The organism is Acidovorax sp. SUPP3334 (genome assembly GCF_030159055.1).
Classification (GTDB): Bacteria; Pseudomonadota; Gammaproteobacteria; order Burkholderiales; family Burkholderiaceae_C; genus Paracidovorax.
In genome coordinates this window covers 1-12598 of record NZ_BQXQ01000068.1, presented here as the reverse complement: position 1 = coordinate 12598, position 12598 = coordinate 1, and the positions used below count along the sequence as shown (strand labels likewise).

The 12598-nt window shown below is 62.9% G+C and carries 13 protein-coding genes; 9 read left to right on the top strand and 4 right to left on the bottom strand.

The features are described 5' to 3' along the window. Positions 1 to 127 precede the first annotated feature (127 nt). The 8 genes from AVHM3334_RS22765 (at position 128) to AVHM3334_RS22730 (ending at position 7395) form a co-directional block, all read left to right on the top strand. Positions 128 to 937 carry a Bug family tripartite tricarboxylate transporter substrate binding protein gene (locus tag AVHM3334_RS22765; protein WP_284415738.1) on the top strand — a complete coding sequence of 270 codons (810 nt, stop codon included), beginning with the start codon at positions 128 to 130 and terminating at the stop codon, positions 935 to 937. A gap of 80 nt (positions 938 to 1017) precedes the next feature. Then, positions 1018 to 1824, top strand: a complete 807-nt coding sequence (locus AVHM3334_RS22760; RefSeq protein WP_284415737.1) for an AP2/ERF family transcription factor — start codon at positions 1018 to 1020, stop codon at positions 1822 to 1824. 118 nt (positions 1825 to 1942) lie between these two features. Next, positions 1943 to 2677 carry a DsbA family protein gene (locus tag AVHM3334_RS22755; protein WP_284415736.1) on the top strand — a complete coding sequence of 245 codons (735 nt, stop codon included), beginning with the start codon at positions 1943 to 1945 and terminating at the stop codon, positions 2675 to 2677. 44 nt (positions 2678 to 2721) lie between these two features. Beyond that, on the top strand, positions 2722 to 3174 hold the full coding sequence (locus AVHM3334_RS22750; RefSeq protein ID WP_284415735.1) for a TIGR03757 family integrating conjugative element protein: 453 nt from the start codon (positions 2722 to 2724) through the stop codon (positions 3172 to 3174). Then, complete coding sequence (locus AVHM3334_RS22745; RefSeq protein WP_284415734.1) at positions 3171 to 4124, top strand: TIGR03756 family integrating conjugative element protein; 954 nt, start codon at positions 3171 to 3173, stop codon at positions 4122 to 4124. The genes AVHM3334_RS22750 and AVHM3334_RS22745 overlap by 4 nt, the downstream gene beginning before the upstream one ends. 41 nt (positions 4125 to 4165) lie before the next feature. Next, the gene (locus AVHM3334_RS22740; protein WP_502869970.1) at positions 4166 to 5518 is read left to right on the top strand and encodes an integrating conjugative element protein; all 1353 of its coding nucleotides are present in this window, start codon (positions 4166 to 4168) and stop codon (positions 5516 to 5518) included. Then, positions 5515 to 5865, top strand: coding sequence for a hypothetical protein (locus AVHM3334_RS22735; protein ID WP_284415732.1), 351 nt, complete (start codon positions 5515 to 5517; stop codon positions 5863 to 5865). The genes AVHM3334_RS22740 and AVHM3334_RS22735 overlap by 4 nt, the downstream gene beginning before the upstream one ends. 18 nt (positions 5866 to 5883) lie before the next feature. Then, complete coding sequence (locus AVHM3334_RS22730) at positions 5884 to 7395, top strand: conjugal transfer protein TraG N-terminal domain-containing protein (RefSeq protein ID WP_284415731.1); 1512 nt, start codon at positions 5884 to 5886, stop codon at positions 7393 to 7395. Between the two features lie 12 nt (positions 7396 to 7407). Here the strand turns inward: AVHM3334_RS22730 and AVHM3334_RS22725 are convergent, their stop codons facing one another. Genes AVHM3334_RS22725 through AVHM3334_RS22715 form a run of 3 tightly spaced genes read right to left on the bottom strand, consistent with a single transcriptional unit; the run spans position 7408 to position 8462 of the window. After that, positions 7408 to 7770, bottom strand: a complete 363-nt coding sequence (locus tag AVHM3334_RS22725; protein ID WP_284415730.1) for a DUF3742 family protein — start codon at positions 7768 to 7770, stop codon at positions 7408 to 7410. A 27-nt stretch (positions 7771 to 7797) separates the two neighbouring features. Further along, the gene (locus AVHM3334_RS22720; protein ID WP_284415729.1) at positions 7798 to 8217 is read right to left on the bottom strand and encodes a type II toxin-antitoxin system VapC family toxin; all 420 of its coding nucleotides are present in this window, start codon (positions 8215 to 8217) and stop codon (positions 7798 to 7800) included. Further along, positions 8214 to 8462 carry a FitA-like ribbon-helix-helix domain-containing protein gene (locus AVHM3334_RS22715; RefSeq protein ID WP_284415728.1) on the bottom strand — a complete coding sequence of 83 codons (249 nt, stop codon included), beginning with the start codon at positions 8460 to 8462 and terminating at the stop codon, positions 8214 to 8216. The genes AVHM3334_RS22720 and AVHM3334_RS22715 overlap by 4 nt, the downstream gene beginning before the upstream one ends. A 242-nt stretch (positions 8463 to 8704) precedes the next feature. On the opposite strand from AVHM3334_RS22715, the gene mobH reads away from it, so the two are divergent. Then, positions 8705 to 10588: a MobH family relaxase gene (mobH, locus tag AVHM3334_RS22710; protein WP_284415727.1), complete on the top strand. Its 1884-nt coding sequence runs from the start codon at positions 8705 to 8707 to the stop codon at positions 10586 to 10588. Here the strand turns inward: mobH and AVHM3334_RS22705 are convergent. Beyond that, on the bottom strand, positions 10585 to 12426 hold the full coding sequence (locus AVHM3334_RS22705; RefSeq protein WP_284415726.1) for a tyrosine-type recombinase/integrase: 1842 nt from the start codon (positions 12424 to 12426) through the stop codon (positions 10585 to 10587). The two genes, mobH and AVHM3334_RS22705, sit on opposite strands and share 4 nt — an antisense overlap. Between the last annotated feature and the right edge of the window lie 172 nt (positions 12427 to 12598).

Here is a 12598-nt window from a genome sequence, read left to right as displayed (position 1 = left end):
GGGCCTGCAAGGCCCATCATGCACAAGGCGCAGACCGCCGCAGGCCCTCATCACGCATTCAAACGGCTGCTGGCGCCCACTCGTCCCTATTGGGATTCGTCAAACATGGGTTGTGAGAGGCTCCCATATGTTTCCCGCCAGCGGGCAGGCTCTGGTCGTCGAGAATGTGCCCGGCGCTGGCGGTAATGTAGGAGCGGCCTTGGTCGCCCGCTCACCCGCCGATGGCTACACCCTCGAAATCGGCGCCATGTCCACGCATGCAATGAACGGCAGCATCTACAAGAACCTGTCGTTCGATCCCATGAACGATTTCGACACGGTGGCCTTGCTGGCCTATGCGATCAATGCGGTCGCCGTCTCGGCCAGCGTGCCGGTGCGTACCTTCCCAGAATTGCGGACCTACATCCGCGCCAATCCGGGCAAGGTCAACTATTCGACCGGGGGCATCGGTACGCACAACCACCTCACGGTCGCACTGCTGGCGAAGACCGCCGATCTTGACATTGTTCATGTGCCCTACAAAGGCGGGGGCCCCGCCGTGGCGGCATTGGTTCAGGACGAATGCCAGCTTTATGCAGGCGGCGCCTCGCTGCTGCTGCCCCACGTACAAGCAGGCAAGGTGCGCCTCGTTGCCGTGACCGAGAAGACCCGTTCGGCGCTGCTACCGGACCTTCCCAGCGTTTCGGAAACGATCAAGGGGTTCGAGGTGACCAACTGGTATGGCGCGTTCGCACCACGCGGGCTGGAGGCCAGCCGCCGCGCACTGATCAACCAGGAGATCAATCGCGTCATCGCTTTGCCGGAAGTGGCCGATCGGCTCAAGGGACTGGGCATGGTGCATGCCTCGCTGTCACCGCTGCAAGTGCGTGACGTGCTGCAGGCCGATCGTGACCTTTGGTCACACACCATCCAGTCGCTGCGCATCTCCAGCGAGTGACGTATCGCGTTCAGGCCAGGGATTCTTCACAATGGTGCCCTGCCCTGCGCCGTGGAAGAGGTGCCTTCTTCAAGACAAACATGCAGGCCAGCGCATACGGGTTCTGCGATTTCTCATTCATGCCGAAATCTGTTCCCCAAAAAATCTATGCCCTCACGCCAAGGTTTCACAAGGGCGTGCTGGTGCGCTGGACCGTCATGCTGGTCCGACAGGGCCAGCGTTTTCAGCGCGACTTCGCGGTCACCGATCACGGCGGCGTGGAAGGAGCCAAAACCGCAGCGCTTGCGTACCGCGACGAATTGCTGCGGACTATTCGCCCCTTGAGCCTGTGGGAATTCAGCGCCATCGTCCGCAAGAACAATACCTCCGGGGTGCCAGGCGTCTCTCGGAATGTTGAGCCGGGAGGGGTCCGCTGGTTGGCCACGGTGTATCTTGCCAACGGCAAATCACAACGCCGATCCTTTGCGGTGAAAAAATTCGGCGAGGAGCGTGCCAAGGAACTGGCGATCGAGGCACGGTATCAGTTGCTCCAAACCTTGGATGGCTGGATGGTTCATCACCCCGACGGCGCCCCCCGAGGCCAAGCGCTCCCCGACATGGATCGTTCGGCCATTACTCGCCTTCGCAAGGACCGCAGCGAACGGTCGCCGGCACCGCATTCCCCCGAACGCCGCGTGTACCGCTATCGGTGGACGCGCAAGATGCGCCGCGGCGGGGTTTGGACCGTCGAATACTGGATCGCGGAGTATTCGACGTCCAACGGCAAAGTTCGGCGAAAGTGCTTTTCCGTGGGGCGCCATGGCGAGGAAGAAGCCAGGCGGCTTGCATGGGCGCAACGCCGGGAATGGGTGCTGAACCCTCCTCCTCCACCCAGCCGAACCCCATAGCGCAGGGACCGCCAATCGGGACCCAAGCCATTCCGCTTTGTTGGTCCACGGCACGCAGTGGGTGTGTTTGACTGATCTTCTGGACGCGATATCCGCGCCGGGAAGATCGGACCACACAATGCCGCACCCCCGCTTTGCTCGCTATCGGAGCCCCGCCCTCGCCCTTCTGGCCGCGACGCTGCTGGCATCCTTGACGCTCTACATCGGGCTTCACCGTAGCGGCTCAAGCGAGCGCCCGATTGCGGGAGACGCGCGCCGTGAAGCCCCCATGGAGACCAGTGGCACACCCTGGGTCCACGGACCACTGGAGGCGCGGTTCGCGCTCACCCTCTATGCGGACCTCGAATGCCCGTTTTGCAAAACCTACTATCCGGCTTTGAAGGACTGGATCGACCGGCATCCCGACACCCGCCTGCAATGGCACCACCTTCCCTTGCCCACACACGAACCGGCGGCATCGAACCTGGCTGCGCTGGCGGAATGCGTGGGACAGGCCAAGGGCAACGGCGCTTATTGGGACGCCGTCGCCTGGATTTATCGCAACACCCGTGGCGAGGGCCAAGGCGTGGAGGACCGCCTACGCTACCCTGGTACCACGCCTGATGTGCAGAACTGCCTGGACAGCGGCCGGGGCCGCGCCGCCGTTCAAGCGCAAGCGGCGGCTGGCGCGCGCGAGGGCGTGGTCGCCACCCCGACCGTGCGGGTGACCGACACCCTCAGCGGGCAGACCTTGCTGCTGCATGGACAGGTCGAGGGGGACGCGCTGCTGTCGGCCCTGGATTTGATTGGCAGCGGCAATCCGGTTGCCTCGGACTCCCGATTGTTGACTGACCCCGCCGCCCATTCGGAGTGAACTGCACGGCGCCATCCAAGGCATCCGTTTTGCGGGAGTTCACCATGCCCAGTTTTTTTGTTCGGCCACGTTCAACCCTGCGGGGAGGTTCGTTTCTCAGGGTGGCCATCGCTGCGGCCAGTGCCTTGGCATCAACCTGCACCCAGGCCACGGAGGTCAAGGTCTTCACACTGCAGTCGATCCCCCTGGTCGGGATTACTCCGGAAGTGGCCGTTGTCCGCCTCGATGCGGCCAGTCGGATCGAATCCCGCATCGGTGCCCAACTGCCAGCCGATCCGCAACACGCACAGGCTATTGCGCGGGAACGCCTGAGCCAAGGCGGTGAGACGCTGCAGCGGGAACTGGCGGCAGCCTACCAGGGCGTGGCGGATGCCTGGAGCCTGGGTATCACCACCCTGCCCGCTGTGGTCGTGGACCGGCGCTACGTCGTCTATGGCGAGCCCGATGTGGCGAAGGCGTCCGCCCGCGTCGCGGCCTACCGAAAGACCCGCCCATGAAACACCGATCTCCATGGCACGCCGGGATCGCTGCCGCGCTCTTGGGCATGGCTTCGACCGCCTTTGCGCTGGACACCGCCACCATCGCCTCGTCCGCGCTGTCCCCGGACTGCCTGGAGTACCGGGTAGTGGGCATCTGCTACTGGCTGCGCTGCTCGAAGTCGGGCTGCTCGGTGCGCACTTCGGTGAAGGTCCGTCACTACGTTCCGGATGCTGTCGTGTCGAGCTATGCCAATACGGGTGAGAACCCGTGGTTTGAGGTGCGTGCGATGAGCATGCCCAATCCCACCGCAGTCGCGGGCGGCGACGGCACGACCAATCAAAGCAACGAGAACAATCTCTCCAAATTCAAGAACGCCGATGTGATCGGCCATCCGGGCGGATCGCTGTTCGGCCGTTTTGCCAGCGCCTCCGGGTACAGCTGCGAGGGCGCGGGCACGGCCTTCATGCCCTATCTGATCAGCACGCTCGATACCGTGGCATGGCGCTACAACGTGCCCGAAGCGGTCTATCCCGAAGCACTGATCCCCGGCATGCGGGAGATCGGCGCTCGCACCACCCTCAATTTATGGGGTGCGGTCTATCCGCGGGGCGGCTTTCTACACCAGACGGACGACCACAAGAGCGGCGCCGTGGTGGCTCAGCGGGCCAGCGATGTCGTCACGCGGCGCGGGCAGCCGCATGTGTATCGGCCAATGCTCTCGACGCCCCGCGCAGGTTACTGGCCTGCCGGTGAGCTCATCGAAGGCAATGCCTCCACGGGCAAGTGGCAGGAACTGACCCCTGCCCTGTCCAGCACATGTGCGGTGCTCCCTCACTCGAATACCCGGGTGCAGGCCCGGCGTGGCGATTACGCCTGGGCGCTTTGGCGCCCCTATAGCTGCTGCCAGCGGCGGGGCCAAGTGTTCCTGGGCAGCGTGGATTTCAACGGTGGAGGCTTGCGGCCATGACGACTTCTTATTCGACGCGCACGTTCGCTCTGGTCACGGCGATGGCGGTGGCATCTCTCCACGCTGGCGCAGCTGCCCAGGGCGGCGACAAACCCGGCGAGTATGGCCTGCAGCGCCAAGGCAGCGTGATCGGGGACGATGTGCTTTACAGCATCGGCGGGGGGCGTGCAGTGTCCATGACCAGTGCCGCCCAGATGCGCTCGATCGGGGTCGGTGTCGGCTGGAACAGCAATCTCATTTGCGGCGACATGAACATTGCGACCACGATCCAGAACCAGCTCAACGGCATCACGAACGGGTTTCAGACCATCATGTCGTCGGTGCTCCAGAATGCCACCAGCGCAGTGGCGTCGCTGCCGGCGCTGATCATCCAGCGCGCCGATCCGGGCCTGTACAACCTGCTGACCAACGGGGTGCTGCAGGCACGGCTGGATTTCGACCGCTCGAAGGCGACGTGCCGCGGGATCGCGAACCGGATGGCGGACATGGCGGGCGGCCAGTTGGGCTGGGGCCAGTTGGCCGAAGGCATGGCACTCAAGAAGGCCGTCGCCAGCACCGATGCGGTCTCGGCCATTGAAGAGGCGGAACGCCTCCGGGGCAAGGACGGCGTGCCCTGGGTGGGCGGACGCAATGCCGGTGGTGCCGGCCAGGCACCCATCCGGGTGGTCGCGGACGTGACGCGCGCGGGCTACAACCTGGTGAACGGACGCGGGGTCGAGGACACCTCACCCATTGATGCCGCCAGCTGTGGCAACCGGCTGGCCTGCGAGACCTGGTCGTCCCCGCAATCGGCGGTCGAATGGGCTACTCGGGTGTTGGGCGAGCAGGAACAACGCACTTGCGACAGTTGCACAAAGACCCAGACCGTGCCCGGCGTCGGCCTGACGCCCCTCATTCAGGAGGAGTACGACACCAAGCTGCAGGTGCTGCAGGAGTTGATCGCTGGTCGCCAGCCGACGAGCTTCGAGAACCTGCAAGCCGCGAGCAGCGGCTCACTGCCCGTGACCCGGGGAGTGATCGAGGCGTTGCGCGATGAAACGGACCAGGACGTTCTGGCACGGCGACTGGCCTCCGAAGTGGCCTTGGCAAGCGTGCTGGAGAAGGCGCTGCTGCTTCAGCGCACGCTGCTGACCGGGCAGATGGAACCCAATGTGGCAGCCAATGAGCTTGCCCAGCGGGCGGTAAGCCAGGACAACGACATTCTGGACCGTGAGATCCGCAACCTCAAGACGGAACTGGAGCTGCGCCGCGAACTGGCAAGCAACTCGCCCATGTCCATCATCCAGCGGCACGGCACCCGTGCAGCGGGATCGCGCGGCATCTACCAGGGCGACCCGACGCGCAACCGGCTCGACCAACTCCAACAGCCGCCCCCGCGTGGAGCCACGCCATGATGCCCGCCTGGCTGCGACTGCGCTGGCTGCCGGGTCGGCGGGCCGCAGTGGCGCTGTTGTGGGCAGCGGCTGTGATCGCGATCGCCGTCGCCGCCAATCTGGTGGGCATCCGGATGCTCGGCAGCATCGTCCAATGGGACCGCTGGCTCAAAGAGCAGGCAGTGTGGTTGTTCGCGTGGCGGCTGGCTCTGTACGCGGTGACCGGCTGGGGATGGGTGTGGATGCGCAGGCGGTTGTGCGCCCGCGAGCCGGACGGCAGCGCGCACCAGCGGTTCCTGCGGGTCGAAATCGCCGCGGCCGTGGCGCTGGTGGCACTGGAATGCAGCCTGCTGCTGCAGGCACGCTGATACCGGAGGGATCGGCCCATGACGCTCTACACGACGGACTATCTGGAGTATTACCTGACCCTGGTGGGCTGGCTGGTCCACAACGGGATATGGAACGTGCTGGTCGCCAGCGGCGTGTTCGCGATCCCTTTCCTCACGATCGTGATCCAGGAGTGGCTCAAAGCACGTTCCGAAGGGGCGGACGAGGGCAACAAGGGGGTATTGAGCGCCCTGCGGATCGAGAACCGGGTGTTCGTGGCGATCGTGGTGGTGTTGTTCGGGGGCATTCCGTTCATCGATGTGGATCTGTCCACGATCCGATTCGACGCGTCGCGCTCCACACAGTGCCAGACGACGGTGCCTACGCCTGCGCAGACGGGCTGGAGCCAGTCGTTCACGACACTGAACGACCAGTCGGCAAAGGTGCCGGTGTGGTGGTTCTTCCTGCATTCGATGAGCAAGGCCGTGACAGGAGCGGCGGTGGCGGCGATTCCCTGCGGTACGGATTTGCGGCAGATGCGGATGGAAGTCGATGCCACGCGCATCGATGATCCGGTGCTGGCTCAGGAGGTGGCGGATTTCTCGAAGGACTGCTACGGGCCGGCCCGGGCCCGGCTGTTCATGCAAAGGCCCGAACTGGACGAAGCGCAGGCGAACGAGGTGACCTGGATCGGTTCGCGGTTCTTTTTGGATACAGCGGGATATTACGACCGCTACCGTTCACGCACGCCGCGTCAGGCATGGCCCTATGAAGCAGAGCGGGATGCCGGCTTGGCAGAAGTCGCCACTGGCGGTGGCTACCCGAGTTGCCGCCAGTGGTGGTCGGATGCCGAGACAGGTCTGCGGACGCGGCTCCTGGCCCAGGTGAATCCGACCCTGCTCACTCGGCTGGCCAACTATGCGGGGTTCGTGTCCCGCGGCGAACTGGACGATTCGGTGATCCGGGCCATTGCGGCACCGCGCCAGCAGAAGCTGAACCAGGGGCATGTCTATACGGACTACGGCGGGCAGATCGACAGGACGTTCACCAACGATCTGGCGCGCGGGGCGGGCAACGTGGGGCTTGCCCTGGGGGCACCGGGCTTTTTCCCGGCGATGGATGTGCTGCGCCAGGCCCTGCCCATGGTGTTGTCGCTGCTCAAGATGGCGCTGGTGATCTGCATCCCGATGGTGCTGGTGATCGGCACTTACGACCTCAAGGTACTGATGACCAGCAGTTGCGTGTTCTTCGCGCTGTACTTCGTGGATTTCTGGTTCCAGCTGGCACGGTGGATCGACAGCACGATCCTGGATGCGCTCTATGGTTGGGGCTGGGGATGGAACCGCCCGATGACGAACTTCAATCTCGCAATGGGGCTGGACAACGCATTCGGCGACATGCTGCTGAATTTCGTGATGGCGACGATGTTCGTCGTGCTGCCGGGGGTTTGGGTGGCAGCATTAGGTTGGGCTGGCGTCAGGGCTGGAAACTTTGTTCAGATGATGACGATGGCGACCGATGGAGCCAAAGGCGCGGGAGCGAAAGCGGCGGGAGCTATCTCTTTGAAGTAAGCGGATAGATGGTTAATTCTCTTCATAGGGATCGCCGATGTCGATGCGAATGTCTCCCCTGTACAAACCGAAACCGTCAACGCCTGTGCGCCACTCGGTTCTTTCATCACTATCGAAACCACCCGCATTTGCGGTCCAAGCGAACGCAACGAGACATCCCAGCAGCGATGCGAGCCAGAAGGATAGGTATGCGGCCCCGCCAACCGTCAGTAGCCTCAGCATCCAAACCACCGCAGCAACGCCACCGGCCGGAATGCCCTGTTTGACCAGCCATGTTGCCGCAAGACGCTCCAGACGGACATAGCTGCGCAAGGCATGAGATGCACCTTTTCCTAGCCGGTAGGTCCATCCAAAAGTGTGTGACTGCGTGGTCATGGTCATCCTCCTTCGCCGTCCGAACCGTCAGCTTGCCCACGGATTGATTACCTGGATGCCACAGTCCAGGAAGTCCTTGACGTTGCGTGTCGCCAAACTGGCTCCCCGGGATTTTGTGATTGCCGCGATCATGGCGTCAAACTGGCTGATGGGCTTTCCTGCCGCCTTGCGTGATGCGGAGATTTCCGCATAGGCATCAGCGGCATCGTCGTCGAAGCCGAGGATCTGACCAGCCAGGTCCATGACAAAAATTCCTTTGACCGCCTCCAACAAGGCCGTCCTTCGTTGCCCGTCCGGCAATACATGCACACCATAGAGTAGTTCTGCACGCGATATGGTGGTCGTGAACAGTGCAGAGCGGCGCTGCCGGTCGAGCCAAGCCATAGGCACATCTTCCGGAGCAGGCCGCAGAGTCTCCGACAGGACGTTGGTATCGAGAACGATCATGCGCCGAACTCTGGCGGCACGCGGATGGCTTCCCGTGCCGGCAATTCTATGTCAACGCCCCCGAAACACTCCACACGTGCCCTGATGGCTTGCACCAGCGAGGGCGCGCGTTCCGGCTCCTTGGACAGAGCGGCACGCAGTATGTCCCGGGCTTCTTCCTCCATGGAGCGGCCATGGATAGCGGCCTGGACACGGAGCCGTCCCTTGAGCTGCTCATCAATGTTCCGAATGGTCATCGTTGTCATCATCGCATCACCTTATTAGTCAATGACTGCAATTTAGTCGTTGATTGAAATGAACGCAACCAGCTGACGTGTTCGAGACCAATTCATGGGTTGACTGCACGCCGCTTTCTTCAAAGATTTGCACGGGACGACGCGATATACCAAAAGGATGAGGGCAAAAGGCAAGGGAATGGGGCCGAAGGGGAATGGCCCTACCTGCAAAAGGAAAAGGCCCATCCGCCACCCCGAACTCCAGGGATCGCATGTTCGCGCTGTTCCAACGAAAACGCCCTCCTCCACCCGCACAGGCCCCGCACCAGGACGCTGCGCCAAAAGGAAAAGGGCTGACCCGCCCTGAACCCACCGCGTCGCTGCTCGCCACCCCGCGCCGGCAAAAGCTGCTGGAACACATCTGGCAGCGCACTTCGCTCTCACGCAAGCAATTCACCGCGCTGTATCAAGCCCCTCTGGAGCGTTATGCCGAACTGGTCCAGCAGTTCCCCGCGTCGGAAAGCCACCACCATGCTTACCCCGGCGGCATGCTCGATCATGGTCTGGAAATCGTCGCCTACGCGCTCAAGCTGCGGCAGTCTCACCTGATGCCAGCAGGCGCGACACCCGAGGACCAGGCAGCACAAGCCGAAGCCTGGACGGCCGCCACCGCTTACGCGGCTCTGCTGCATGACATCGGCAAGATCGCCGTCGATCTGGAAGTCGAGCATGCGGACGGCAGCGCCTGGCATCCCTGGCATGGTCCTTTGCGCAAACCCTACCGCTTCCGGTATCGCAAGGACCGGGAATACCGACTGCACACCGCCGCGGCGGGCCTGCTCTATCGGCAGCTGCTGGACCGCGAAATCCTTGACTGGCTCAGCGGATATCCGACCCTCTGGGCCGCGCTGCTGTATGTGCTGGCGGGCCAGTACGAGCATGCCGGCGTGCTGGGGGAAATCGTGACGCAGGCCGATCGCGCTTCGGTCGCCCAAGAGCTCGGTGGCGATCCCGGCAAGGCGATGGCCGCCCCCAAACACGCGCTGCAGCGTAAGCTACTGGACGGCCTGCGTTACCTGCTCAAGGAGGAACTCCGGCTGAACCAGCCCCAGGCTTCGGACGGGTGGCTGACGCAGGAGGCGTTATGGCTCGTCAGCAAAACCGTGTCGGACAAGCTGCGCGCGCACTTGCTGTCGCAGGGCATCGATGGCATTCCGGCCAACAACACCGCCGTCTTCAACGTCCTGCAGGACCACGGCATGCTGCAGCCCACCGCGGATGGCAAAGCCATCTGGAAAGCGACGGTGACCAGCGACGCGGGGTGGTCTCATGCCTTCACGCTCCTGCGGCTTGCGCCGGCGCTGATCTGGGAGGGTCACGAACGACCCGAGCCGTTCGCGGGCTCGGTAGAGGTGGTGCTGGAAGAAGCGGCAGCGTGCCAGGAAACGCCGGCCGCAGAGCCGGAAAACTCGCACGCCGTTCCCCTCTCCAGTCCATCGCCATCAATCGCTGCAGCGTCATCCCTGACGAAAGCCCCGCCTGTGCTGCCAACCTCAGGCGACGGCGTGGATGCGCTCCTGGCCTTGATGGAAACCCCGGCAATCGAACCCGTTACAACCGAGGCGGCGAAGGCAGTGTCGCAACCGACCCCAAGGAACCCGCCCACGGACAACAGCCCCGAGCCGTCACGCAGCACAGGAACAGTCGTACAGGCGCCATCGGGCGAGGACTTCATGGGCTGGCTGCGTCGGCACATCGAGCGACGCACGCTCATCATCAACGATGCCAAGGCCCTGGTGCATACGGTCGCTGGCACCGCTTACCTTGTCAGCCCGGGCGTTTTCCAGCGCTATGCGCAGGAGCATCCGCAGGTCGCAGTCATGGCCAAGCAGGACCAGGTGGCCGATTGGCTGTGGGTGCAAAAGCGCTTCGAGAAACTGCAGCTCCATCGCAAGCAGGACAGCGGCCTGAACATCTGGACTTGCGAGGTCGCGGGGCCACGCAAGTCACGGCGCTTGCATGGCTACCTGCTGACGGACCCGAAGCGGTTGTTCGAGGATGTGCCGCTCGACAACCCCTACTTGTCCAATCCCGTGAGCGAAGCGGTGCCGGATGGCACCGCCCGTAAGGAATTGGCGGGAAAGTCCGTCACCTAAGCCGACCATTGCGCATTGGGCGCTTTCTCCTTCAAAGTGAAGCACACGGCCATCACGGCTTCATGGAAGTTCTGCGGCGTCACGCCCTCCACGGGGGCCATCCCATCCAACAGCTCATGCGGCTGTGAAAGCACCCGGTAAATCTCCCATGGGTCGGAATCACCGGCATGCTTGAGAACCGCCTGAATCAGCCTGTGTTTGAGCGGGTCGAAATGCCAATCGGGAACCCGCTGGCCCAGGTTGCCCATGCTCAACGCGAGGATCTTCTTGTTGCTGATTTCGTAGCTGATCCAGCGGCGGGACTTGCCCGCCATTTTGGCGAACTCCGCAGCGGACAGGACATGCGGCCCATTGAAGATGTCCACCATCTCGTTTCGCTGGCGCTGGGCGTCGGACAACACGGACTGCTCCCTCGGGCCCGCGATGGCCGACAAACGATGCACCGTGTCCGGCACCGTTGGCGCAGTCTGAGGTGTACTACTCACCAGCCGTACCGGCGTTGATGCGATCGCCCCGCGCTCATCGTGGTGCGAGCGTTCATGCAGAACTTCCGGGACGCCCTCCAGATGCAGGGTCAGGCGCATGCTGCCCGCTTCGACCTGATGCTGCTCGAACAGATCGAGCCGGTCCGCCCAGTCCTGCATCATGTGCCGGCGTTGCTCCACGTATTCCGCATGGTTGTAGGCGGCGCTCACCTGATCCGGGTCGGTGTGGGAAAGCTGAGCGTCGATCCAAACCTTCGGATAACCGATTTCGTGCAGGGCGGTGGAAATGGTTCCCCGGATACCGTGGCCGGTCAGTTGGTCGGTATAGCCCATGCGCTTGAGTGCGGCATTCAGCGTGTTTTCGCTGATGCGTTTTTTCAGGTCGCTGTAGTGGCAGAACAGGTACTTTTGCGCAGGCTTGAACTTCGCCAGCATGTGCCGGACGATTTCGATGGCCTGCACAGACAACGGCACGATGTACGGGGGAATGTCGGCAGGGCGCTTGCCCTCCTTGCGCATCTCCAACTGCAGTTGCTTTACGACCTCGGGCGGGATGATCCACAGGCCCTGATCGAGGTGGAACTGGTCGGGGGTCGCAAGACGCAACTCTCCTGTCCGAACCCCAGTCAGCATCAACAATCGCAGTCCGAGTTGGGTTTGCTGTTTTCCGTGGTATTTGCGCAGCCGCTGCAGCATCGCGGGCAACTCGGCCATGCGTAAGAACGGGTTATGGCGGACCGGCGGCTGCGGCATGGCTACGACATCCAGATCGAACGCCGGGTTCTGTTGCAGCCCAGGCACGACGATCAGAGCGTAGCGAAACAACTGACGCAGCCATGTACGCACTTTCTCGGCAACGCTCAGGGCCTTGCGGCGCTCGATCTTGGCAACGACCTCCAACAGGTCAGGTCGCTGGATTTCGTAAATAGGCGTTTTTCCGAGGGTGGGCAGAACATCGTTGTCGAAAACCCGTTTGATCTGCGAGAGCGTCGTTTGACGGCCTTCCTTGAGGCTCAGAGAACGATGGATGACCCACTTGTCAAAGACAGCCTTGAAGGTGTTCTCGTCCGCCAGGCGCACGGCCTGCCGCTTTTGCTTTCGATCCGAGCGGGGATTGATCCCCTTGGCCAGCAAAGCACGGGCTCCGTCGCGCAATGCACGGGCTTCTCGCAGCCCCACTTCCGGGTAGGTTCCGAGCGACATGCGTTTTTGCTTGCCGACCCAGTAGTAACGGTAGTGCCATGCCTTGCCTCCGGTTGGAGAGACTGCGAGGCAAAGCCCGTCGATATCGCTGAGTGTGTAGGGTTTGCCGTTTGGCTTTGCGTTGCGGACGGCCATATCCGAGAGTGCCATGCTATCTCCTGAGCTTCGCGTCAGGGCTACATGCTTGTCTCTTTGGGGAGCCTCTCACAACCCATGTTTGACGAATCCCAATAGGGACGAGTGGGCGCCAGCAGCCGTTTGAATGCGTGATGAGGGCCTGCGGCGGTCTGCGCCTTGTGCATGATGGGCCTTGCAGGCCCGG